Here is a 23,313-nt window from a genome sequence, read left to right as displayed (position 1 = left end):
GAACCTGCAGATTCATTAAGAGTCAGCGTAGGATATCCTGCTATTTCTGTTTTCGTTTTAATGGTATTTCAGATAAATGTGCTCCTTTCTCCTCATCAAAGGCTTTGGTTTTTGGACTTCCAATTATTTGAGAAGCGTACACTCCTGAATGCCCCGAAAATAAATAGGCCGTGCTACAGGCTAGTGCTATAAAAACTCCAGACTCTATACCAAAAAGTTCAATTCCCATAATTGTACATGCGATAGGTGTATTTGTTGCTCCTGCAAAAACAGCTACAAACCCCATACCTGCTAATAAATCTATAGGCAACGGCACAAACCAAATTAATGCATTACCTAAGGTTGCTCCTATGTAAAATAAGGGTGTTACTTCGCCGCCTTTAAATCCTGCACCCAGTGTGAATGATGTAAATAATATTTTAATAAAAAAGTCATACGAGTTCATTGACATCGTAAACGAATCTACAATAGTAGGAATTCCCAGACCAATATACTTTGTTGTACCTATAGCGTATACTGCTATTGCGATTACAACACCGCCTACAAAAGGTCTAAGCGGTGGATAGTTAATGTATTTTTTAAATAAGTCACTCCAGAGGTGTGTAGATTTTGAAAAAAGCATACTTACTAATCCAAAAATGATTCCGGCTAGTAATGCCCAAAGAAGATTCTGCAGATTCATAACTGTGATAGAATCTATATAGTACTGGGTGTGAGGTACACCCCAAAGGGTACAAAAGTAATCAGCAAGTACTGCCGCTAAAAAACTGGGAACAATAGCATCAAGACGTATTCTCCCCAATATAAGTACTTCTAAAGCAAATATCCCTCCAGCTAATGGAGTTCCAAAAACGGAAGCAAAACCGGCACTTATGCCTGCGATAATTAAAATTTTGCGGTCACGGTCTGAGAGTTTAAATAGTTTTGTAAACTGGTCTGCAACGGCACCCCCTATTTGTACTGCCGTGCCTTCACGTCCTGCAGAGCCTCCAAATAAATGAGTAGCGATGGTTCCAAAAAGTACTAAAGGAGCCATTTTAAATGGAATAATCTTTTTTGGGTTGTGAAACTCTTCTAGCAGTAAATTATTTCCTTTTACAACACTGTTTCCGAATAAATGGTAGGATAAACCCACTACAAATCCTCCTAGAGGTAGTAAAGCAATAATCCATAAGTGAGATTCTCTGTAATTTGTTACCCAATCGAGACTAATTAGAAAGAATGCCGAAATGCTTCCTGCAATAGCACCTATAAGCGTGCAGATAAAGAGCCATTTTATTAAATAGAATAAGGCGGGAAGTTGTTCTATTGAAGAAAATGCGGTTTTTAATTTTAATACATTCATACTGCCGTATATATACTATTCTACATTAGCTGTAAGTCATTTTGATGCAGAACGCATAGCTTCTCACAAAGTCATTGAAGATATACCTCAATGCGTTATTTAAGCCGTAAATATACTAGAAATCGTATGTAATAGATCGGTTTAGTTCTTTGTAATAGAATTGAAGTGGTTTTTAGATTTATTTGTTTTGATCAAAGAGCATTTTTATGTGCGGCTTATTAATCTCGATTATGGTAAAGACACCCAGAATAATCCCTAAAATTCCCGATAAACAATTGATGATGGCGATTACAAGCACAAACGTATAATTGCGGGTTTCCCCTATATATTTAGCAGCCATTAAGGTTAAAATACCTATTACCAGGCAAAGAACAAAACCTATACCCAAAGCTATATTTAAAAAGCTCATGATGACATTTACATTAGCTTCAGGCATAGTTGTAGATTCATTAATAAAAATATTTAAAAAAGCTAAATAACCCACAAAGAACAAGGCAGCTAATAAGCTTAAAACTCCTTTGATAATGTATAGAATCCTAAAGGTGTTGAGGTTGTTTGATACTACTTGCATAATTTATTGATTTATCTATAGGTAGTTAATCGTAGGCTATTGTTACAGCTACGTTTATAAAAAGAGAAACCCCAAAAGAATAAACTGTTGAGGTTTCTTTAATTATTAAAAGACTTTTTAATTAGTTCTGTGAAGCTTTCCAGAAATCGTTTTCAAAATTAATATCTGTGATAATTTTATCAGGATCAAGTTCTACTTTACTTAAAGTCTTAGTAGTTTCTAAAAAATAATCCCAGGTGTTGCCACGCTGCCAGATTTCTACAGGAAGCGCTATTCGTTCTGTAGAGTTATCATCAAATGTAACTTCTATTTTTACAGGCATAGGTACTTCTCCTTTATTTGAAATACTAATGATATAATTACCTTCGTTCTGTTTTACGTTTTCAATAGCAATATCAATATTACCCGTGCCGTAGAACCAACCTTTCCAGAACCAGGCAAGATTCTCACCAGCTACATTTTCTATATGATTAAAAAAGTCTTTAGGCTGGGGATGTTTATATGCCCATGTTTTGATATAAGATTTAAACGCGTTGTCAAAACGTTCTGGCCCCAGGATATATTCACGTAACATAAATAAACCTTGTGCAGGTTTGTAATATGCAGTCATACCTAAGTTTCTAAGATTAGTAGCATCTGGATAGGTATCTATTCCTTCACGATTAGGACTTTTAAACCAGCCTATCGTATTTCTTACCTTACTAAGATTTGCAGGATACTCACCGTTATTAAATTTTAAAGTGCTGTAGTGGTTTATAAAAGTATTAAAGCCTTCATCCATCCACGCATAGCGACGCTCGTTTGAACCCACAATCATAGGGAACCAGTTGTGGCCAAACTCGTGATCTGTAACTCCCCATAGGCTTTCGCCTTTAGATTTCCAGCTACAGAAACTTAACCCCGGGTATTCCATACCGCCTATTTCTGCGGCTACATTCACAGCAGTAGGATAGGGGTAATCAAACCACATGTTAGAATAGTTCTCAATTGAGTTCTTTGTATACTCGGTAGAGCGGGACCACGCATCCTGACCCGAACTTTCAATAGGATAAACAGACTGTGCAACTGCTTTTTTTCCGCCGGGTAAATTTATTTTAGCAGCATCCCAAATAAATGCTTTAGAAGATGCAAATGCGACATCACGGGTATTTTTCATCTTAAAATGCCAGGTCAACGTGCCGCTTTGTTTTGCCCGTAGTGACATATCATTAAGCTCATCAGGATTTATAATATAAACTGTTTTATCGCTATTTTTAGCTTGATCCATACGATCACGCATTTTAGAAGACATTACATCTTTTGCGTTTTGTAATTCGCCAGAAGCCACTACAATATGATTATAAGGTGCCGTTATTTTAAAATCATAATCCCCATAATCCAGATAAAACTCACCTGCACCTAAATACGGCTCAATATTCCACCCCTCAATATCATCAAGTACTGCGGCTCTGGGAAACCATTGCGCTAAAGCGAAAATAGTTCCGTTTTTTGTGTCAACCCTTCCCATGCGGTCCATCCCATCTTTTGGAATTTTGTATGTAAAATTCATTGACACCGTAGCTTCACCACCATGCGCAGGAATAGGCTCATCAAAAAACACCTGCATGCGGGTATCTGTTATGATGTGTTTTGAAGAAGTGCTGCGCTTAACTTTAGCTCTAAGATTTGTTATGGTATAACCACCATTTACGTCACCATTATAACGATTGCCTGCTATTGGAGTCGTAAGCGTGCCTCTAGATGTTTCCGTAAAGCGGTTTTGCTCCAGATGCATCCAGATAAAATCTAGGTCTTGCGGGCTGTTGTTTGTGTAAGTGAGTGTGACTTTTCCACTAATTGATTGAGTCTGTTCATTTAGGATAGCTTCAATACTATAATCGGTTTCATTTTGCCAGTAATTTTCACCTGGCTCGCCGGTGGCAGTGCGAAATTCATTACCACTGTGTTCCAGAAATTCACTAAAAAGGGGCTGATTATAAATTTTGGTTTCTTGTGCCTGACTACCTGATATGGCACCAATAACTAAGATTGCAAAAGCAATTTTTTTGCTTAAATAATTCATTTACTAAAAAGATTAGATTGAGCCTTAAATGTAAAAGTTCTAGTTCTATTTCAGTAAAATAAAATTGAACAAAAAATGTTTATCCTAATATACTTATACCTGCAGTATCTACTTATTTTTAAACCTCTTTTTCTACAAAAGCAGTATTTATATCTAGTATTTCATCAATTAGCTTAAGAAGGTGACTTTCAAAATCTTGTAGAAGCTCTACAGTAATGGAAGCATTTCGGTCTTTACTGAGTTTTAAAAATCCGGCATTTAAATTTTTAAATGAAATGATCCCAGCTTCTGTGAATTCTGGCAGGCCTTCAGTTTTAGAAAGCATCAAAGCATAGCACAAAACCTGAAAAGCTTTAGACTGTTTGTTGTAGTCTGTAATTAGTTCTTCCCATTCTTTTACAACAAGATGGTATTTGTCTACTTTACCTGTTTTATAATCAAGAACTCTCAAAACATCGTTAACCTTGTCTATTCGATCAACTGTACCTTTGAGAGCAATACCTTCTCTAATAGGCACACTATATTTTGACTCAAGAGCTTTAATTATAATTTCATTTCCATCGCTAACATCACGCTGCTCGTGCAGTAAAAAATTACGAACAAACTGTTTGGCAACATTAAAAATAATCAGGTTTTTACCAGTATCTATATGGACTGCATTATACCAGATGTCAAATTGTTTGCGCACTTCTTTATCTACTGAAGACATCATTCTTTTTAGAATATCTGCAGTAAGTGGTGTGTTTATATAAGGCTCATAAAGTTTTTCAAGCGTTTCATGAACAACAGTACCTAGTGTATTGTGCGCAATAATATCTTCAACTTCATCTAGTTCTTGAATTCCTAAAACATACCTATAGTAAAAGTCTATAGGGTTTCTTATGTAGGTAGTCAATGCAGAAGGAGAAAAACCAGATTGTGCATGCTTTTTTATTGCTTCTATAATCTGCGGCGTTTTCTCAATATGCTTGAGTTTTTTTGGTTTTAAACTTACAGAAGCACTTGCGGTTTTTTCAATATACGTATACTTTACATCTGGGTCTGTGGACAGCTGAAGTAGAAATCTGCTTTTTTCACCACTATTTAAACCACCAGCTTCATTATTAAATAAGAGATTTATATTTTCTGAACGTTGAAGCAATCTAAAGAAGTGATAGCCATAAATGGCATCTTTTTCTCTATAAGTGGGCAGTTTATATTCAATTTTTAAATCAAAAGGAATAAAACTATTTTGACTCTTACCAGAAGGGAAGGTGCCTTCATTGAGCGATGTAATAATAATGTTTTTAAAATCAAGTACCCGAGATTCTAAAACTCCCATAATTTGAAGGCCAGAATAAGGGTCTCCCCTAAAATCAAGAGTCTCCTTACTTAAAAGCTCTCTATAAAACTGTTTAAGGGTTTTAATATCTCCCAGATACGTGTAGCTGTCGTTAAGATTTTTAAGTTGCGTAAAGAGCTCTAAAAAGGCGTGTAAAAATTCTAATTGCAACCAGTTTTTCTGCGGAAGCAAAATTTCTTTCAACATCTGGATTGTTCCTAAGATTGAAGTAAGTGCGTTCTCGCTATTATTGAGCCACGGATTGAAAATTAATTTTAAAGTTGCTGAATGCACAGCATCATTTTCTAAACGGAGCGGATTTATATAAACCAGGTTTTTTTGAGTGATTTCTTTTTTAATCTTTAGTCGTGCGTCACCTAAGAGTAGAATGGCATATTGCTGATCGAGTATTGAAAGAACATCTTTATAATAATACCCGCTTTCCTGTCTGTTGAGTTGTAACTGAAACCAATTTTCAAAAAATGCAGCCTGGGCAACTTGTTGTAAGGGTAACCCCATGGTTACATTGAGAGCTAAAACATTTGAGGGCAATGAGTTTAACAGAGGAAGCAATAGTGCTTCGTCTCCTAATATTACGGCGGTATTTTCTAGTTCTTCCTGAGAGAGTTTTGAAAGTAACTGTCCCGTATATTTAATCTGTCCAATATTCTGAGAAATGCCAGTAGCGCTTATTGTTTTTTGTGAATTGTAATAAGAGACCTTTTGAGGAATTATAGAATTTATAGCATTTAATTCTTTCCAGTTTTTGAGGTATCCTTTTATAAAAGTGCTGGCAACGTGATTCTCATCCTTTAAAAAGTAAGGATCTATATCCCAGTAAATTTTTGTGGTAGATCGTTCTAAGAACTTTTTTATAATGGTTTGTTCTGCAGAGTTAAGTGCATTAAAACCGCAAAAAAAATAATTCTGAGTATTCTCTTTTAGGTAACTGTCAATAGTTTCTACCGCTTTTCTATATAACATTCCTTGATAACCAAGGCCTAGACTTTCTAAATGTGTTTTATAATTATTATAATACAATTCTATAGATTTCCAGAATATGAGATAATTAGATACCAGTGTAGAAGTTGTATCTGTCGACCAGTGATTTAATTCTTTAATCGCACTTAGATAATCAAAAAATGATTTTGTAAAAATTAGGTATCGGTCTATTTCATTAAAATCACCCAAAAGGGTTTGTCCCCAACCTAAAAAGTTTAAAAAAGGCTCAGGTTCACCTTGATTAAATTGTTTTCTATAAATATGATAAAGCTCTACTTGTAACTGAGTTTGAGATGCAGGAACCAGCCCTGAAATATCTTCTACAAGTTCTTCAATACTTAATGTTTTGGGTAAAAAGCATATTTCATCTTTTAGCTTCTTTTTTAAATTCTTAGTAAAAAAACTTCCTGCTCTTTTAGATGGAAGTACAATCACTGTTTGAGAAAGGGGTATTTCTGAATTTAACAGGTCTTGTATAATCTCGTCGATGAATGTTGTCATATGCTAAAAATAAAAAACGCCCCGAATAAACGGGGCGTTTTAAAAATATATTGTAATCAGATTTAAATCTGAATGTATCTTACTTTAAAGTAAGTTTTACACGTCTGTTAAGTTGCATACCAGCAGCTGTAGTGTTAGGAGCGATTGGCTTCTCTTCACCATAAGCGTGAATCATTAGATTATCTGCATTAGCACCTTTAGAGATTAAGTAATCTACAACAGATTGAGCTCTTCTTTCAGAAAGACTCATGTTGTATGCATTACTTGCACGGCTATCAGCGTGACCTTCTACTTCAAACTTAGCGCTAGGATATTCCTTAACGATTGCAGCAATTCTATCTACAGTTGCAAGAGAGCTCTTACGGATAGTTGCTCTATCTGTATCAAATAAGATACGACCAGCTTCACCATTTAATTCTTCTAATACAGCAGCGTCAACTTCTGGGCAACCATTATTAGATGCAGGACCAGCTACGTTAGGACATTTGTCATCTTTGTCAGCAACACCATCACCGTCAGTATCTACAAATGGGCAACCATTGTTAGATGCAGGACCAGCTTCGTTAGGACATTTGTCTTCAGCATCGATAACACCGTCACCGTCAGCATCAGGACATCCATTAGTTGCAGCAGGACCAGCTACATTAGGACATTTATCTTCATTGTCAGCGATACCATCACCGTCAGTGTCAGGACATCCATTAAATTCTGGTAAACCAGCAACCTCAGGACAAGCATCTTCAGAATCTTTTATACCATCACCGTCAGTATCAGGACATCCGTTGAATTCTTTAAGACCTGGAGTTTCAGGGCACTCATCGTCTTTGTCGTAAACACCATCACCGTCAGTATCTTTTCCACCAAATACGAAACCTACACCTACAACGTGTTGCATATGTCTTGTATAGTAAGTACCAGGTAACATTGCGTGCTTATAAGTAGAAGATAAGTCAAGGTTGATATTGTCGCTTAACCAAACTTTTAAACCTACAGTACCGTTTAAAGTTCCGTGACTTGGCTTATCACCAATAAACACGTAACCACCACCACCACCTAGGTAAGGGTCAAACCAACCACCGTCTCCAAAAAGAGCATCACGGAAGCTGTAAGAGAACATACCGTCAACAGCATAATATGCTAAATCATCAACAGGAAGATCACCCATTTTATCAATTTTGTTGATAGATCCACGTACACCTAATGCGAAACCAGCGCCAATGTAACGACCTACGTATAATGTAGAAACTGATGGAAGAATATTCCAGTGATCAGAAACATTATAAAATTCATCAGGAAAACCTCCAGTTAGTGGTCTATTGTCTGGTGGATATACAGGGTAGGTATCTACCGCGTTTACACCAATACTAACCCCCCAAGGGTTATTCTTGTCTTGTGCATTTGCTTGGCTTATACCAATAAAGGTAAGGGCTGCAAATAAAAATAATTTAGTAAGATTTTTCATGTTAAGTAAGTAAAATTTAAGTGTGTTAATTGAAGCAAATGTAATTTGTTAAAAACTAGCAACAAAATCAAATCTAAGAAAAATCAAATAATTGCTTATTTAGTGGAATTCTCAAACGTGACTTGTTGCTAATCAGTAACATTTAGGTTTAATCTATAAGTGAAATTTCAACTCGACGGTTTTGCTGTCTACCAGCAGCAGTTGCATTGTTTGCAACAGGCTTAGTCTCACCAAATCCTTCAGAAGAAAGTCTTGAAGCAGGTAATCCTTTTTCAATTAAATAATTTTTAACTGAAGCTGCACGCTCGTCAGAAAGCTTAAGGTTGTATGCGTCGCTTCCTTGACTATCTGTATGGCCTTCTATTAAAAATCTTGTATTAGGATACTCCATCATTGTACCAGCGACAGTATTTAAAGTCTCAAGAGATTCTTTGCGTATAGTAGCTTTAGCTAAATCAAAAAGAACAGTTCTAACTTGAACATTAATTTCTTCTAGCACTTCAACAGTAACCTCAGGGCAACCATAGTTTGCTACAGTACCAGGAACTGTAGGGCACTCATCATCCTTATCTAATACACCATCATTATCTTTATCCTCGTAAGGGCAACCATCATTAGCGGCAGGACCAGCTTCGTTAGGACATTTGTCTTCTGCATCTGTAACACCGTCACCGTCAGCATCAGGACAACCATTTAAAGCAGGTAAACCAGCTACGTTAGGACATTTATCATCTGGATCTGCAATACCATCACCATCTGTATCAGGACAACCATTAAATTCTGGTAAGCCAGCAACTTCTGGACAAGCATCTTCAGAATCTTTTATACCATCACCATCTGTATCAGGACAACCGTTAAATTCCTTTAGACCAGGAACATCTGGGCACTCATCATTTTTATCAAATATGCCGTCACCATCTGTATCAATTCCGCCAAAAGCAAAACCGATACCTGCTGTGTGTTGCATATGTTTAGTATAATTGTCTTCAAATGCATGCTTATAGGTTGTAGATAGATCTAAGCTTATAGATTCTCCTAACCATAGTTTTAATCCTACAGTACCATTAGCAGTACCGTGGCTTGCTAAATCACCCACAAATACATAACCACCACCTACACCTAAATAGGGATCAAACCAGCCGCCTTCTCCAAAAAGAGCATCACGGAAACTGTATGAGAACATACCGTCTAAAGCATAATAAGCAAGATCGTTAGCTGGTGCATCACCAAATTTCTCAATTTTATTAAGAGATCCTCTAACACCAAATGCTAAACCACTACCAATGTAGCGACCTACATAAAGAGTTGAAATAGAAGGTAAAATATTCCAATGGTCATCTACATTATACATTTCATTAAGAAACCCACCTGTTAAAGGTCTGCTATCTTCATCTACGGGATAAGTGTCAACGGCGTTAACTCCTACACTTATATACCAAGGGTTATTTGCATCCTGAGCAAAAACAGAATTCACTCCTATAAATACTGCAAAAAACAAAAACAATATACTAGTACTTTTTTTCATATTTCTAATTGATAAGTTATTCAATACGGGGGTAAAAGTAGTTTGTTAAAATTTAGATACAAAACGGCAATTGATAAAGTTTTATTAAACCTTTATTAAGAATTATACAAAACCAAGAAATTTTATTAACTTATAAATAAGGTATTTATAGTGATAACTAATTGAAGTTCAGATGTATGCATTAAAATACACTACAATTGTTAATAAGTAAGTTTTTGATAAATTTTAGTTTTAATTAAGGGATAAATAATTGAATCTCACCATCTAGATATACGATTAGTTTCTTTTTAATTTTATACCCCATAGCTAATAATGCTTGAGCATAGGTGTTTATTTGTAGACTATGCGCTTCACTTTTTGATCCGGTTTTATAGTCTAATAACCAAGCTTCATTATCATTATTAAGTTCCAAACGGTCTGGTCTAATAGTTTTACCTCTAAAATTTATATCCCGCTCGTTTAGGATGTAATGTTCGTGATTAAAAAAACCTTCTGGTTTTAATTTAGCTATGAGTTCTTTTAAATTATTGTTTAATTTCTGATGATTAGTTGTGTCTATTAAACCTAGAGTTAATGCCCGTTTGATTGCCAAGTCTACATCTTCTTCTACTTCAATATTTTCCATCAGTTCATGTATGACATTACCTAGGTTTATGGCTTCCACGAGTTCTGTATTCCATAAAGAGTCAGCCTGAGTGACCATTATTAGATTGTGCTCTTCTTTAGAAGTACTGGTTAACTCTAAATTTTCTGAAGAATGAATTAAATCTTTTGGTTTTGAGGTTCGCTTTTCAACTCCTATTGAATAATTATTGGCGTCTTCATTAAAGTCGGGATCTTGAATAACAAAATTCATAAAAAGGTCAGAAAATGTTTTTGGCTCTGCTTTGCTAAGCGCCCCTTTATTAGTTATTATGTGTAGTTGTTCAACGCTTCGCGTTAAAGCAACATATAGAATATTAATATTATCAAGTTGTTGTAAACTTTTTTTTATATGGTAGAGCGCTTCTGTTTGCTCATTAAATTGGGTGAGTTCGTTTTTTTGGCCAATTAATAAAGCTTTAAAACCTAAAAACTCATCAGCGTTGGGTAGATACCAATTATAAGAATCTGAATTTCTAGGATATAAATCACTGTCTGCAAACGGATAAATAACTACCGGAAACTCTAATCCCTTAGCTTTGTGAACTGTCATTATTTGTACTGCCTTTGAGGCGGGAGGTGTACTTATGCTTAGCTTATCTTGTTTGCGATTCCACCAGGTAATAAATTCAGGAACACCACCAGAGTTCTTTTGTGTAAAATCGTAAATAGCATCTAGAAAGAATTGAAGGTAGGCGCCTCCATTTTTCTGAAGTTTAAAACTTCTTACTATATATTCTACAGCTTCATAAAGTGGTAGAATTGCGCACTGCGTAAAATCAAAATCAGAATGAATACCTAAAGCATTCTTCAATAATTCTGAGCCATTGTAAGCCAGATTATTTTTATAAAAGGCATGGCTGTTTTTGATATTCAGAAATTCTTCAGCAAGATATTCAAGTAACTTAATGCTTATAGCAGAAGATTCACTCTCTATCGTATAATGCAGCATGTTTACAATAAACTGTACTTGTGATGATTGCTTTAAAAGTAAACTCTCACTTGATATTACTGGTATATTTTGTTCTTGTAAGCGCTGGGCTATAGCTACACCTTCAGAATTTTTTCTAACTAGTATGCAGAGCTCATTAAGTGTAAAACCATTTGCTAGGCACGAGTTAATAGTAGTTACCACCTCATCAAGATACAAAGGCACAGCCTCTTCTTTATTTATAGCATCTATAAATGAAATTGAAACACAGCCACCTTGTTTTGTATTTACGCGTTGTGCATTACCTTCTGTGTAGATTTTTTTATAATCTACATTTTCAAAAACGTCTGCAAGCTTGCTAAAGAATGTATTGTTAAATGTTATAATCTCATCATAACTTCTATAATTAAACGGAAGATTAATTACGTCTTTATTTTCATTCTGAAACGGATTTTGACCGTTAGATAATTCTATAAACTGGGCCGCCTCGCCACCTCGCCATCTGTATATTGCCTGCTTAGGATCGCCTACCAGCATAAGGCTGTTTGATAAATCTTCAGTTTGATTCACGCTTACGGCATTATCAATTAGGGGTACCAGATTTTCCCATTGCAACCGTGAAGTATCTTGAAACTCATCTATGAAGTAATTTTCATATCGTTCACCCAATCGCTCATAGATAAAAGGTGTGGGTTGATTGGCTATATTTTTATTAATAAGTTCATTAAAGTCTGAAATTAAAATGAGGTTATTTTCGGCTTTAATTTTATCTACTTCTTCTTGTATTGCTTGTAAAACAGATAACGGAGTGATTTTTTTATACAGTTCTTCCTGAAAACTCAAATTTAATATATCGTGTTTTATCACATTAAATTGAAGAGCGATTTCTGGTGCAATCTGGTCTAAAATGTCTTTTATAGGCTGCTTTTGAGTTTTAGTATACATGGGTTCCTCACCCAAATTTGCAACCCACGCCGAAGTGGTATTAACGGCAAAAACACCTTCACTAATTTTAGATACTGCCTTTGGTAGATATTTTCCTTTAAAATGACCTTCTTCAAGTCCGTTTGAAGCAATAAAACCAAGCAATGATTTAGCTTTTTCTACGATTCCTTTTTCAAGCTGTGAAGAACTTTTTTTTATAAACTCTTTTAAGTCTGCAAAATCCTTTAATGATTTACCCTCAAGCATTTTTAAATAGGCGCGGTCATTTTCACTTAAAAGCAGTCTGCTAATCTCGTAGAAGTCTCTAGAAATGTCCCAGCTACGGTCACTATCAATTTTCTCTAAGGCATAATCAAGAAGCACTTGAGTGACTAAATCATCTTTACCCGCTTTGTCAATTAATTTATCTACGGCTTGCTCTAAAACATCCTGAGTATTGAGTTCAACTTCAAAATTTTGTGGAATTTTTAAATCATGTGCAAACGTACGTATCACCCGATGCGTAAAATTATCTATAGTTACCACATCAAATGATGCAAAATCCTGAACGATATTCTTTAAGAGGCGCTTTGATTTTTGCTGAATTTCGGTTCGTTTTAAACCGGTTTCTTCTTCAATTGAAAGCAGCATTGGACCCGGGTTATCAAAAATATCATCATGAGTAAATGCCTGTAGGTTGTTTACAATACGCAACTTCATTTCGGCAACTGCTTTATTAGTAAATGTTATTGCAAGTATGCGGCGGTATTTGAATTCGTTTTTACTTTTAAAAAGAATCACAAGATAATTTTTAACTAGAGCAAAAGTTTTTCCTGCGCCAGCTGAAGCATTGTATATAGAGATAGTGGGTAGATCTTGCATAGATTCAAGATGGTAAAAATGTTAATACTAATTATATGAGTGTGTTATAAGCGATTAGTATTTAAACCTTAAGACTTTTATAACACGTGTTGTTTTAAATACGGTTGCCGAATTGCTATCTTTGGGGAACAACTATTATATTAACGAAAAAAATAAATAAAAATGTCATTTCAACTTCCAAGTTTAAAATATGCCAAAGATGCACTAGAACCTAGTATAGATGCACAAACCATGGAAATTCACCACGGTAAGCATCACGCAGGTTATACAAGCAAATTAAATGCAGCTATTGAAGGTACAGACCTTGAAGGTAAAACTATAGAGAATATCTTAATAAATCTAGATAAGTCTAATAGTGCTGTACGTAACAACGGTGGTGGTTTTTATAACCACAGTCTTTTTTGGGATGTGATGTCTCCAGATGGTGGCGGCGAGCCTACAGGAGAATTAGCTGAGGCAATTAATGCCGCATATGGTTCTTTTGAAGCTTTTAAAGATAAATTTAGTAGCGCTGCAGGAAGTCAATTCGGTTCTGGTTGGGCTTGGCTTTGTGTTCATGAAGGCGGTAAAGTAGAAGTATGTTCTACTCCTAATCAGGACAACCCATTGATGCCAGAAGTAGGCTGCGGTGGAACTCCAATCTTAGGTTTAGATGTTTGGGAACACGCATATTACTTAAAATATCAAAACAAGCGTCCAGATTATATTGATGCATTCTTTAATGTGATCAATTGGAAAGAGGTTTCTAGCCGTTACGCTCAAAATAAATAAGAAACATTAATTTGTTTTTATGAACCCGGAATAATATTCCGGGTTTTTTTGTGCTCAATTTCAAATGAGTTTTAAACTATAAATGCTAGTTATTAGTGAAACCAGTAGTTGAGAACAGTTCAAAGAATTGACCTAGGAACTATCTGAAAAGCTGATTTATGTAAGTTGAACCATTACAGAAGTTAAAAATGGCTCTCAATGAGTTTTCGGCATTGGCATTTACAGGGTTATACCGTGCTATTGTTTTTCAGGGAAATTTTTAGAAAGCTCACCACCCCAATTTGGGTCAAAAAAAAAAGGTCGAATAAGACAAGAGCTAAAAACGGCTCGCTGTAGGTTTTTGGCATTTGCATTTACAGGGTTATACCGTGCTATTGTTTTTCAGGAAATTTTTTAGAAAACTCGCCACCCCAAATTTGGTCAAATAAAAAAGGTGGAATAAACCGAAAGGTGAGTACGGCCCGCAATGAGTTTTCAGCTTTTGATCTATAGTATTGTATCTCACTATTCAGAGGGAATTTTAGAAAGCTCGTCACCCCAGATTTGGGTCAAATAAAAAAGGTGGATAAATCCACCTTTTTTGCCCCAAATCTACCATGAACTTAACCTACTTATGCTCTGGTAGAAACTAAAATACTACGTATAATTCACAGTAAACAAAGTTTTAGATAAACTGCGAAATTATCAGTTTAAGTACCTTTTTAATATGCTCTTTTTAAACTTCCCTCCACATAATTGATAAATGCACGGTTTACGACTCGATTTCCACCTGCAGTTGGGTAGTCTCCAGTAAAGTACCAGTCTCCTAAATTCTTAGGACAAGCTAGATGTAGATTAGATACTTTTTGATAAATAACGCTCACTTCTGTTTGTATTGTTTCATCTACAAGAAGTTGTGCAATCTTATTAGAAATTTGCTCGTCTGTGAAAGGGTCATAAATTTCTTTAACGTAATTAACAACATCTTTATCTTCAAAACTTATTTGAGATAACGATTTTTCATAAACCTCATTTATTATGTGCTCTTGTTTTGTTTCTTCAAGTAAGGCAACAGCGGCTCTAAAAGCTATAAAATCTTGCAATTTTGCCATATCTATACCATAACAATCTGGATATCGTATCTGAGGAGCAGACGATACCACAACAATTTTTTTAGGGTTTAAGCGAGACAACATTTTTATAATACTCTTTTTAAGAGTTGTTCCCCGTACAATACTGTCATCTATAATAACCAGGTTATCTGTAGGTTTTACCACGCCGTACGTCACATCATAAACGTGTGCAACAAGATCATCTCTACTGCTATCTTCTGTTATAAAAGTGCGCAGTTTAACATCTTTAATAGCAATTTTTTCTGTTCGTAGTTTTTTAGCTAAAATTTTATTCAACCCTTCTTTATCAAGAGTATCGCGATGTTCAAGAATCTCTGCAGTCTTTTGCGTGTCAAGTTCTTCTTGTGCTGCTTCAACCATACCATAAAAAGAAGTTTCAGCAGTATTGGGGATATAGCTAAAAACGGTATTTTGAGTATCGTGATTGATGTGTTTTAAAACTTCGGGCATTAACAAACGACCTAGTTCTTTGCGCTCTTGATAAATTTCTGCATCACTACCTCTAGAGAAATAGATACGTTCAAAAGAACAGGCTTTGCGCTCACGAGGTTCCTGAACTTTCTCTATAGAAGTTGCACCACTTTTTTTAATAATGATCGCATGACCTGGATCTAATTCCTGAACATCTTCAAATTTTGCATTAAAAACAGTTTGTATTACAGGACGCTCACTTGCTACTACTACAACTTCATCATCTTGATAGTAATAAGCAGGTCTTATCCCCGAAGGATCACGTAACACAAAGGCATCACCATGACCTAACAAACCGGCCATTGCGTAACCACCATCCCAATCTCTTGAGGCTTTCTTAAGAATTTTTGCAATATTTAATCGTTCTGCGATTTGTGGTGAAGCTTCAAATTTTGAAAAGCCTTCTTTTTTTAACTTCTTATAAATTTTAGCAACCGCATCATCTAGAAAGTGACCTATTTTTTCCATTACGGTAATAGTATCAGCTTTTTCTTTAGGATGTTGACCTAGCTCTATAAGCTTATTAAAAAGCTGAAAAACATTGGTCATATTAAAGTTACCCGCTACTATAAGGTTGCGATGCATCCAGTTATTTTGTCTTAAAAATGGGTGTACATTTTCAACACTATTTTTTCCGAAGGTACCATAACGCACGTGCCCAAGTAGCAACTCACCTATATATGGCACATATTTTTTTTGTAGAGCAACATCATCTGCATATTCAGGATGCTCAAGAAGTGTTTCATTAATTCTTGAATTTATCTGAGCAAAAATATCTTGAATAGGTTGTTGTGCTATAGATCGTTGTCTGCTTATGTAACGATCTCCCGGCGCAACGTCTAATTTGATACTGGCAAAACCTGCGCCATCTTGACCGCGGTTGTGCTGCTTTTCCATCATTAGATACATTTTATTTACACCATAAAATGCACTGCCGTACTTCTCTTTGTAATACTCTAAAGGTTTTAGAAGACGTATTACAGAAATTCCACATTCGTGCTTAATTGCATCACTCATAGCTTAGTCAAATGTTTGCGCCCCCTTCGTTAGAAGAGGGCGCGGTTGTTTTATAGGTCTATATTAAATTGCGTTAACGCTTTAAATTTTAGCAAACGCTGGTTTATTTCGTCTGGTTTTAAATCTTGCATTCGCTCTGTGCCAAATTTTTCTACACAAAATGAGGCGAGATTTGAGCCGTGTATAATGGCTCGTTTCATATTTTCAAAAGAAAGATCTCCAGAACTTGCCAAATATCCTGCAAATCCTCCTGCAAATGTATCGCCAGCTCCGGTAGGGTCAAAAACTTCTTCTAAGGGTAATGCAGGTGCAAAAAAGATATTACTACCTTCAAATAGTAAAGCTCCGTGCTCTCCTTTTTTAATTACTACAAAGCGAGGTCCCATTTCTGATATTTTCTGGGCGGCAACTACAAGTGAATATTCTCCACTTAGTTGGCGTGCCTCTTCATCATTTATAGTTATGACATCAACGCGAGCGATCACCTTTTTTAAATCTTCTAAAGCACTGTCCATCCAGAAATTCATGGTGTCCAAAATGGCAAGTTTAGGCTTAGTGTTCATCTGCTCTAACACAGAAAGTTGAACTAAAGGGTGTAAATTACCTAAAACCACAATTTCTGAATCTTTGTAATCTTCAGGAACAATAGGATTAAAATCTGCTAATGTATTAAGCTCTGTAACTAAAGTGTCTCGAGAATTAAGATCATTGTGGTAAAGACCTTTCCAGAAGAACGTCTTTCCATCTTTTACAACTTCAAGACCTTCCATATTAATCCCTTTATCTTTTAAAATATCTATATATTCCTGAGGGAAGTCAGACCCAACAATAGAAACTATTGCCTGGTCTATATCAAAATTAGATGCTGCAAGACCTATATATGTACCTGCGCCACCTAAAATTTTTCCGGTTTTTCCAAAGGGAGACTCTATTTCATCAAAGGCACATGTGCCTACAATTACCATTTTCTGCATTCAAATAATTTTTGCAAATATACAGTTTTGCCAGTGCAATTTTAAACAATGGTCGTTAGAGTAAACTTAAACTTACTTTCTACCAAAATCTGCAGGAATTTCTCCCCAGGCTTTTGTTTCCCATTTAACAATTACAGTAGTATATGTATTTGTTTTTAACCAATTTTCGGCACGTCTAACCAGATCATAAACATCTTTGTTGCGCGGGCTCTCAGTAAGTTTTGTATTGCATTTTTTCTTCTTGACCCAGCCTATAGCAATTCTGGAATCTGAGTAAATGATGCGATCACTGTTATTTTTCTTCAGAAAAGCGAGTCCGTGAACAAGAGCTAGAAACTCACCTATATTGTTAGTACCTTGTTTAAATGGGCCTTGATGAAAGAGTTGTTTTTGGGTTTGAGTCTCTACGCCGCGATATTCCATAATACCGGGATTACCAGAACTGGCTGCGTCAACCGCAATAGAATACAGATTAGGCTCACCGTATTTTTGTTTTTCTGCTTCGGAAAGTATTTTTTTTGTTTTAGAGCTTCCTTTTACATCTTTAAAATCTTTGTTATAAGCCGCTTTCGCTTCAGTAAACGACTCAAAAGATTTAAACTGCGCACCAGCAAAACCGTCTATCATAGCTTTGCAATCTTTCCACTTTGTGTAGATTCCTGGTTTTTTCCCTTGCCAAACAACGTAGAACTTTTCTTTTTTAGCCATTGAAAAATTACTTTTCATTTCCACACAAGGTGAAAATCTCAATGATATTTTAATTGTTTACTGCTTTTCTAAAAGTTCTGAAATAACTCTGGGAAAATGCTCGTATTCTAGTTTGTGAATTTTAGCAGCAAGACTGTCTGCCGTTTCTTCTGAATCAAGTTTTGTCTTAGCCTGAAATATTATTGCGCCCTCATCATAATTTTCGGTTACATAATGAATAGTGATACCAGATTCAATCTCTTTTGCCGCTACCACAGCATTGTGTACATGAGTGCCATACATTCCTTTACCTCCATAAGCAGGTAATAGCGCAGGATGTATGTTTATTATTTTACCCTCATAAAGCTTTATAATTGAAGTAGGAAATAACCATAAAAAACCTGCTAGAACAATTAAATCTGGCTTTACAGAATTAATAAGATTTAGAACGTGATCTCTTTTATAAAACGCCGTTCTGTTAAAACTAAAGCCGCTAATATTGAGATTTGTGGCACGATCTAGAACTTTTGCAGTCGTTTTATTGCTTAAAATGAGCGCAACCTCTACCTCTTTTTGATCTTCAAAATATTCTGCGATACGCTGTGCATTTGTACCACTGCCTGATGCAAAAATTACGATTCGTTTCATACATTACTGGTGTTTAGGAGATACAAAACAAGGTATAATTATCCTTTATTTGAAGGTTTTTAATCTAAAGTTAAAAAGGAAATGTTTATTTTAACGACACATTTTAGATAGGGAATGTGGTAAAACCGTAAAGTTTGCTATTTTTGCCTCCTAATTAAAATTTAAAATTAAATATTATGTCAGACATTGCATCAAGAGTAAAAGCCATCATCGTAGATAAATTAGGCGTTGATGAAAACGAGGTTGTTGCAGAAGCTAGCTTCACAAACGACCTAGGAGCAGACTCGTTAGATACAGTTGAGCTTATTATGGAGTTTGAAAAAGAATTTGATATTCAGATTCCAGACGACCAGGCAGAAAATATAGCTACTGTAGGCCAAGCTATTTCCTATATAGAAGAAGCAAAATAAGAAGAAAGCAAATTACCTTATGGAGTTAAAGCGAGTCGTTGTAACAGGTCTTGGTGCGCTTACGCCAATCGGGAACAATATTGAAGAATATTGGGAAGGATTGAGTACAGGTAAGAGTGGCTGTGCCCCAATTACGTATTTTGACGCAGAGAAGTTTAAAACCAAATTCGCTTGTGAGCTCAAAAATTTTAATGCCGAAGATTTCTTTGACAGAAAAGAAGCCCGTAAACTAGATCGCTTTGCACAGTATGCATTAGTATCTTCTGATCAGGCTATCAAAGATGCAGGAATAAATCTTGACGAGGTAGATAAATTTAGAGTTGGTGTTATTTGGGGAGCTGGTATTGGTGGACTGGAAACCTTTCAGGATGAAGTTACAAACTTTGCCCAGGGTGATGGTACTCCAAGATTTAACCCATTCTTTATACCTAAAATGATTGCAGATATCGCCCCGGGCAATATCTCTATCAAACATGGTTTTATGGGGCCTAATTATACGACAGTTTCAGCTTGTGCATCATCTGCTAATGCAATGATAGATGCTCTAAACTATATACGTTTAGGACATTGTGATATTATTGTTACGGGAGGTAGTGAAGCAGCAGTAACAAAAGCAGGTATGGGCGGGTTTAACGCTATGCATGCTTTGTCAACCAGAAACGAAAGCCCAGAAACAGCTTCACGTCCTTTTGACTCAACCCGCGATGGTTTTGTTTTAGGAGAAGGTGCAGGAGCTTTAATTCTCGAAGAATACGAGCACGCTAAAGCAAGAGGCGCTAAAATCTATGCAGAAATTGCCGGAGGCGGTATGTCTAGTGATGCATATCATATGACAGCTCCTCATCCTGAAGGTATAGGTGTAGAGCGTGTAATGCTTAATTGCTTACGCGATGCTAATATACGACCAGAAGAAGTAGATGCTATTAATACCCATGGGACTTCAACCCCCTTAGGTGATGTAGCAGAACTTAAAGCAATTACTAAAGTTTTTGGAGAGCATGCTAAAGATATCAATATCAACTCAACCAAGTCAATGACTGGTCATTTATTAGGTGCTGCGGGTGCTATTGAAGCTATTGCTTCAATATTAGCAATGCAACATGGTCTAGTACCACCTACAATAAACCATACGACGGTTGATGAGAATATTGATTCTTCATTAAACCTAACTTTGAACAAAGCTCAAAAACGTGAGGTAAATGTTGCTATGAGCAACACATTTGGTTTTGGAGGTCACAATGCTTGTGTCATATTCAAAAAGTTTAGCGAATAATCATATATGAGTGCGATTCGCAACATATTTACTTCCCGTCCTGAAAAGGACGGGAATTTTTTTGCCACGATTAAGGCAATAATTGGTTTTAAACCTCGCAACATTAGACACTATGAAGAAGCATTTACACATAGGTCTATGGGTTTGCAAAACAATAAAGGCCATGCCTTTAACTATGAACGCTTAGAATTTTTAGGCGATGCTATGCTAGGTAGTGTAATAGCAGCTTATCTCTTTGATGAGGTAGGTAAGGGAGATGAGGGATATCTTACAAAAATGCGATCTAAAGTTGTGAGCAGGGAGCATTTAAACGAATTAGGCAGAGATCTCAATTTGTTGAACCTTATGAGAGCTGCAATACCTAAGGAAAACTTTGGAACAAATGTGCACGGTAATTTATTTGAGTCGCTTGTAGGTGCTATTTATCAGGATCGCGGGTATAAATACTGTTGTAAATTTATAGGTAAGCGGGTAATAGACCCGTATGTAGATATTGAGAAGTTAGAAGGTAGGGTAATTAGCTACAAAAGCCTTTTAATTGAGTGGTGCCAAAAAGAAAAGCGAAATTTTGAATTTGATACATACGAAGATTCGGGGCTTGATGTGATACGACACTTTTCTGTTAAGCTATCTATTGATGGTAAGCAAGTTGCAAAAGCACGATCTACTTCTAAAAAGAAAGCTGAAGAAAAAGCTGCAAAAAGAGCCTATTACGTTTTTCAGAATAAAATAGATTTGCATCGTTTTAACTAAATCAATTTAGCATTGATTCTCATTTTACATTTAGTTAAGGCTAAAGACATATTTATCTGTTAGACTTTAACTATATTTAGATGCTCAAATAAGTCTATGGCAGCTTTAAAACTTTTATTGGACGATACGTTTGAATATGATTTTGCATTAATTGCAATACATTGCTCTCTAGAAGATTACCGCATTGCATTTATGCTTAATAAATATGCGGGCTTGCGCCTTAAATGTGCAAAAGATGTAAACTATTATACAAAGAACGATACGTATAGTTTTCCCACATTACAATATGATGATGTAAAAAACTATGTATATTATACACTTATAAGCAATAAAAACAAGTTTAAGGACTTTTCCCGGGTTTTGAATAATGATCTATTTGCAGAATCTGCAGGAGAACATTTTAAAACCTTTAATTTAGTTCCTGAAGTAAAAAATGCAGATTATTTGCTGAAAATTGAAAGTGATTCAGGGAAAGTTAATGTACAAACTCTGGTTAATCAATTAAATCAAATATCCCAAATAATAACGGCTTACGATGTTAACGTAAGTTCCTTAAAATCTAAACAAAATTTAATTTTTGAATAATGTCAAATAAGAAGAAAACTAAAATTGTTGCAACTCTAGGACCCGCAACCAGTAAGAAAGAAGTACTACACGAAATGATTAAAGCGGGTGTAGATGTATTTAGAATTAACTTCTCACACGCAGATTACGATGCCGTTAAAGAACGTATTGAGATGATACGTAGCTTAAGCGATGAGTTTGGTTATAATACAGCAATACTTGCAGATTTACAAGGGCCTAAACTTCGTGTAGGTATCATGAAAGAAGGGGTTGAGGTTAATCCCGGAGATATCATAACATTCTCTACTAAAGAAGAGTTTGAAGGTACTAAGGAGCGTGTTTATATGAATTATCAGCACTTCCCAAGAGATGTTAATAAAGGTGAGCGTATACTTCTTGACGATGGAAAATTAATTTTTGAAGTTCTTAAAACAGATAAAGAAAATGAGGTAGAAACTGTAGTAATACAGGGAGGGCCATTAAAATCTCGTAAAGGTGTTAATCTACCGAACACAAATATTTCACTTCCGGCCCTGACCGAAAAGGATATTGAAGATGCTATTTTTGCAATTAGCCAAAAAGTAGATTGGTTAGCCCTTTCATTTGTACGTCATGAAGGAGATTTAATTCAACTTCAGGATCTTATTAAAGAGCATTCAGAACATAAAATTCCTATTATATCTAAAATAGAGAAGCCAGAAGCTGTTAAAAATATAGATAAGATTGTTGCTTATAGTGATGGTCTTATGGTGGCTCGTGGAGATCTGGGTGTTGAGATCCCTGCAGAAGAAGTTCCGCTTATTCAAAAAGAACTTGTGCTTGCTGCTAAAAAAGCACGTATCCCGGTTATTATCGCTACTCAAATGATGGAAACGATGATAGAGAGTTTAACCCCAACACGAGCAGAAGTTAACGACGTAGCAAACTCGGTTATGGATGGGGCAGATGCTGTAATGTTAAGTGGTGAGACTTCAGTAGGTAAATACCCGGTACAGGTTATTGAGCGTATGTCTTCTATCTTACGTAAGGTAGAAGATTCTGATCTTATTAAAGTACCACATACACCACCTCATATACGTACTAACAGATACATTACTAAAGCGATTTGTTACCACGCAGCCTTAATGGCAAATGAGATAGACGCAAAAGCGATTACTACCCTTACAAATAGTGGTTATACTGCTTTTCAAATTTCTGCGTGGAGACCAAAATCTCATATTCTTGTATTTACATCTAACCGAATTATCTTAACACAACTTAATTTACTTTGGGGGGTTAAAGCATTCTATTACGACAAGTTTGTTTCTACAGATGAGACAGTACGTGATATTAACCGTATCGCAAGAGATCAGGGGTATTTAGAAGTAGGAGATATGGTAATTAGCCTTGCAGCTATGCCAATTAGTGAAAAAGGGATGGTTAACACCCTGCGTGTTAGAGAAATTCAAGGTACCTAAAAGGCCCA

Annotated in this window: 17 protein-coding genes; 6 read left to right on the top strand and 11 right to left on the bottom strand. The window is 35.8% G+C overall.

Annotation, left to right across the window (positions count from 1 at the left end; translation table 11 throughout):
* Positions 1-40: 40 nt before the first annotated feature.
* From ACIGAM_RS02675 to ACIGAM_RS02645, 7 genes are all read right to left on the bottom strand, one after another.
* Positions 41-1,345, bottom strand: a complete 1,305-nt coding sequence (locus ACIGAM_RS02675; RefSeq protein ID WP_396509911.1) for a voltage-gated chloride channel family protein — start codon at positions 1,343-1,345, stop codon at positions 41-43.
* Between the two features lie 178 nt (positions 1,346-1,523).
* Positions 1,524-1,916 carry a hypothetical protein gene (locus ACIGAM_RS02670; RefSeq protein WP_396509910.1) on the bottom strand — a complete coding sequence of 131 codons (393 nt, stop codon included), beginning with the start codon at positions 1,914-1,916 and terminating at the stop codon, positions 1,524-1,526.
* A 121-nt stretch (positions 1,917-2,037) separates the two neighbouring features.
* Complete coding sequence (locus ACIGAM_RS02665) at positions 2,038-3,978, bottom strand: M1 family metallopeptidase (RefSeq protein WP_396509909.1); 1,941 nt, start codon at positions 3,976-3,978, stop codon at positions 2,038-2,040.
* A 118-nt stretch (positions 3,979-4,096) separates the two neighbouring features.
* Entirely contained in the window at positions 4,097-6,802 is a 2,706-nt protein-coding gene (locus ACIGAM_RS02660; RefSeq protein ID WP_396509908.1) for a PD-(D/E)XK nuclease family protein, read from the bottom strand.
* A gap of 79 nt (positions 6,803-6,881) precedes the next feature.
* Positions 6,882-8,264 (bottom strand): OmpA family protein, encoded by a 1,383-nt coding sequence (locus ACIGAM_RS02655; RefSeq protein ID WP_396509907.1) that lies wholly within the window; start codon positions 8,262-8,264, stop codon positions 6,882-6,884.
* A gap of 148 nt (positions 8,265-8,412) precedes the next feature.
* On the bottom strand, positions 8,413-9,789 hold the full coding sequence (locus ACIGAM_RS02650; RefSeq protein ID WP_396509906.1) for an OmpA family protein: 1,377 nt from the start codon (positions 9,787-9,789) through the stop codon (positions 8,413-8,415).
* Between the two features lie 235 nt (positions 9,790-10,024).
* Positions 10,025-13,168, bottom strand: coding sequence for a UvrD-helicase domain-containing protein (locus tag ACIGAM_RS02645; RefSeq protein ID WP_396509905.1), 3,144 nt, complete (start codon positions 13,166-13,168; stop codon positions 10,025-10,027).
* Positions 13,169-13,330: 162 nt separating this feature from the next.
* Here ACIGAM_RS02645 and ACIGAM_RS02640 point away from each other — a divergent pair, with 162 nt between their 5' ends.
* Positions 13,331-13,939 (top strand): superoxide dismutase, encoded by a 609-nt coding sequence (locus ACIGAM_RS02640; RefSeq protein WP_396509904.1) that lies wholly within the window; start codon positions 13,331-13,333, stop codon positions 13,937-13,939.
* Between the two features lie 701 nt (positions 13,940-14,640).
* On the opposite strand, the gene ACIGAM_RS02635 is transcribed toward ACIGAM_RS02640, so the two are convergent.
* The 4 genes from ACIGAM_RS02635 to ACIGAM_RS02620 all read right to left on the bottom strand — a co-directional run bounded on the left by ACIGAM_RS02635 (position 14,641) and on the right by ACIGAM_RS02620 (position 18,848).
* Positions 14,641-16,539: an amidophosphoribosyltransferase gene (locus tag ACIGAM_RS02635; RefSeq protein WP_396509903.1), complete on the bottom strand. Its 1,899-nt coding sequence runs from the start codon at positions 16,537-16,539 to the stop codon at positions 14,641-14,643.
* Positions 16,540-16,589: 50 nt separating this feature from the next.
* Complete coding sequence (locus tag ACIGAM_RS02630; RefSeq protein ID WP_396509902.1) at positions 16,590-17,513, bottom strand: PfkB family carbohydrate kinase; 924 nt, start codon at positions 17,511-17,513, stop codon at positions 16,590-16,592.
* Between the two features lie 72 nt (positions 17,514-17,585).
* Complete coding sequence (locus ACIGAM_RS02625; RefSeq protein WP_396510086.1) at positions 17,586-18,221, bottom strand: viroplasmin family protein; 636 nt, start codon at positions 18,219-18,221, stop codon at positions 17,586-17,588.
* A 57-nt stretch (positions 18,222-18,278) separates the two neighbouring features.
* Positions 18,279-18,848, bottom strand: coding sequence for a phosphoribosylglycinamide formyltransferase (locus ACIGAM_RS02620; RefSeq protein ID WP_396509901.1), 570 nt, complete (start codon positions 18,846-18,848; stop codon positions 18,279-18,281).
* Between the two features lie 176 nt (positions 18,849-19,024).
* Here ACIGAM_RS02620 and ACIGAM_RS02615 point away from each other — a divergent pair, with 176 nt between their 5' ends.
* The 5 genes from ACIGAM_RS02615 to pyk all read left to right on the top strand — a co-directional run bounded on the left by ACIGAM_RS02615 (position 19,025) and on the right by pyk (position 23,305).
* Entirely contained in the window at positions 19,025-19,258 is a 234-nt protein-coding gene (locus tag ACIGAM_RS02615) for an acyl carrier protein (protein WP_009778413.1), read from the top strand.
* Positions 19,259-19,277: 19 nt separating this feature from the next.
* Positions 19,278-20,531 (top strand): beta-ketoacyl-ACP synthase II, encoded by a 1,254-nt coding sequence (fabF, locus tag ACIGAM_RS02610; RefSeq protein ID WP_396509900.1) that lies wholly within the window; start codon positions 19,278-19,280, stop codon positions 20,529-20,531.
* Between the two features lie 6 nt (positions 20,532-20,537).
* On the top strand, positions 20,538-21,284 hold the full coding sequence (rnc, locus tag ACIGAM_RS02605) for a ribonuclease III (RefSeq protein WP_396509899.1): 747 nt from the start codon (positions 20,538-20,540) through the stop codon (positions 21,282-21,284).
* A 96-nt stretch (positions 21,285-21,380) separates the two neighbouring features.
* Positions 21,381-21,869 (top strand): IPExxxVDY family protein, encoded by a 489-nt coding sequence (locus ACIGAM_RS02600; RefSeq protein WP_396509898.1) that lies wholly within the window; start codon positions 21,381-21,383, stop codon positions 21,867-21,869.
* The gene (gene pyk, locus ACIGAM_RS02595; protein WP_396509897.1) at positions 21,869-23,305 is read left to right on the top strand and encodes a pyruvate kinase; all 1,437 of its coding nucleotides are present in this window, start codon (positions 21,869-21,871) and stop codon (positions 23,303-23,305) included. The genes ACIGAM_RS02600 and pyk overlap by 1 nt, the downstream gene beginning before the upstream one ends.
* Positions 23,306-23,313 lie beyond the last annotated feature (8 nt).

Source organism: Leeuwenhoekiella sp. NPDC079379, assembly GCF_044542075.1.
Classification (GTDB): Bacteria; Bacteroidota; Bacteroidia; order Flavobacteriales; family Flavobacteriaceae; genus Leeuwenhoekiella.
This window is presented reverse-complemented; position numbering and strand designations above follow the sequence as displayed.

What these genes read in the sequence shown, in the direction of transcription:
- ACIGAM_RS02625 (WP_396510086.1), bottom strand. Translation starts at nt 18,221, where the DNA reads ATGGCTAAAAAAGAAAAGTTCTACGTTGTTTGGCAAGGGAAAAAACCA.
- ACIGAM_RS02650 (WP_396509906.1), bottom strand. Translation starts at nt 9,789, where the DNA reads ATGAAAAAAAGTACTAGTATATTGTTTTTGTTTTTTGCAGTATTTATA.
- ACIGAM_RS02675 (WP_396509911.1), bottom strand. Translation starts at nt 1,345, where the DNA reads ATGAATGTATTAAAATTAAAAACCGCATTTTCTTCAATAGAACAACTT.
- ACIGAM_RS02640 (WP_396509904.1), top strand. Translation starts at nt 13,331, where the DNA reads ATGTCATTTCAACTTCCAAGTTTAAAATATGCCAAAGATGCACTAGAA.
- ACIGAM_RS02620 (WP_396509901.1), bottom strand. Translation starts at nt 18,848, where the DNA reads ATGAAACGAATCGTAATTTTTGCATCAGGCAGTGGTACAAATGCACAG.
- ACIGAM_RS02600 (WP_396509898.1), top strand. Translation starts at nt 21,381, where the DNA reads ATGGCAGCTTTAAAACTTTTATTGGACGATACGTTTGAATATGATTTT.
- ACIGAM_RS02670 (WP_396509910.1), bottom strand. Translation starts at nt 1,916, where the DNA reads ATGCAAGTAGTATCAAACAACCTCAACACCTTTAGGATTCTATACATT.
- ACIGAM_RS02665 (WP_396509909.1), bottom strand. Translation starts at nt 3,978, where the DNA reads ATGAATTATTTAAGCAAAAAAATTGCTTTTGCAATCTTAGTTATTGGT.
- ACIGAM_RS02660 (WP_396509908.1), bottom strand. Translation starts at nt 6,802, where the DNA reads ATGACAACATTCATCGACGAGATTATACAAGACCTGTTAAATTCAGAA.
- fabF (WP_396509900.1), top strand. Translation starts at nt 19,278, where the DNA reads ATGGAGTTAAAGCGAGTCGTTGTAACAGGTCTTGGTGCGCTTACGCCA.
- ACIGAM_RS02645 (WP_396509905.1), bottom strand. Translation starts at nt 13,168, where the DNA reads ATGCAAGATCTACCCACTATCTCTATATACAATGCTTCAGCTGGCGCA.
- ACIGAM_RS02635 (WP_396509903.1), bottom strand. Translation starts at nt 16,539, where the DNA reads ATGAGTGATGCAATTAAGCACGAATGTGGAATTTCTGTAATACGTCTT.
- pyk (WP_396509897.1), top strand. Translation starts at nt 21,869, where the DNA reads ATGTCAAATAAGAAGAAAACTAAAATTGTTGCAACTCTAGGACCCGCA.
- rnc (WP_396509899.1), top strand. Translation starts at nt 20,538, where the DNA reads ATGAGTGCGATTCGCAACATATTTACTTCCCGTCCTGAAAAGGACGGG.
- ACIGAM_RS02630 (WP_396509902.1), bottom strand. Translation starts at nt 17,513, where the DNA reads ATGCAGAAAATGGTAATTGTAGGCACATGTGCCTTTGATGAAATAGAG.
- ACIGAM_RS02655 (WP_396509907.1), bottom strand. Translation starts at nt 8,264, where the DNA reads ATGAAAAATCTTACTAAATTATTTTTATTTGCAGCCCTTACCTTTATT.
- ACIGAM_RS02615 (WP_009778413.1), top strand. Translation starts at nt 19,025, where the DNA reads ATGTCAGACATTGCATCAAGAGTAAAAGCCATCATCGTAGATAAATTA.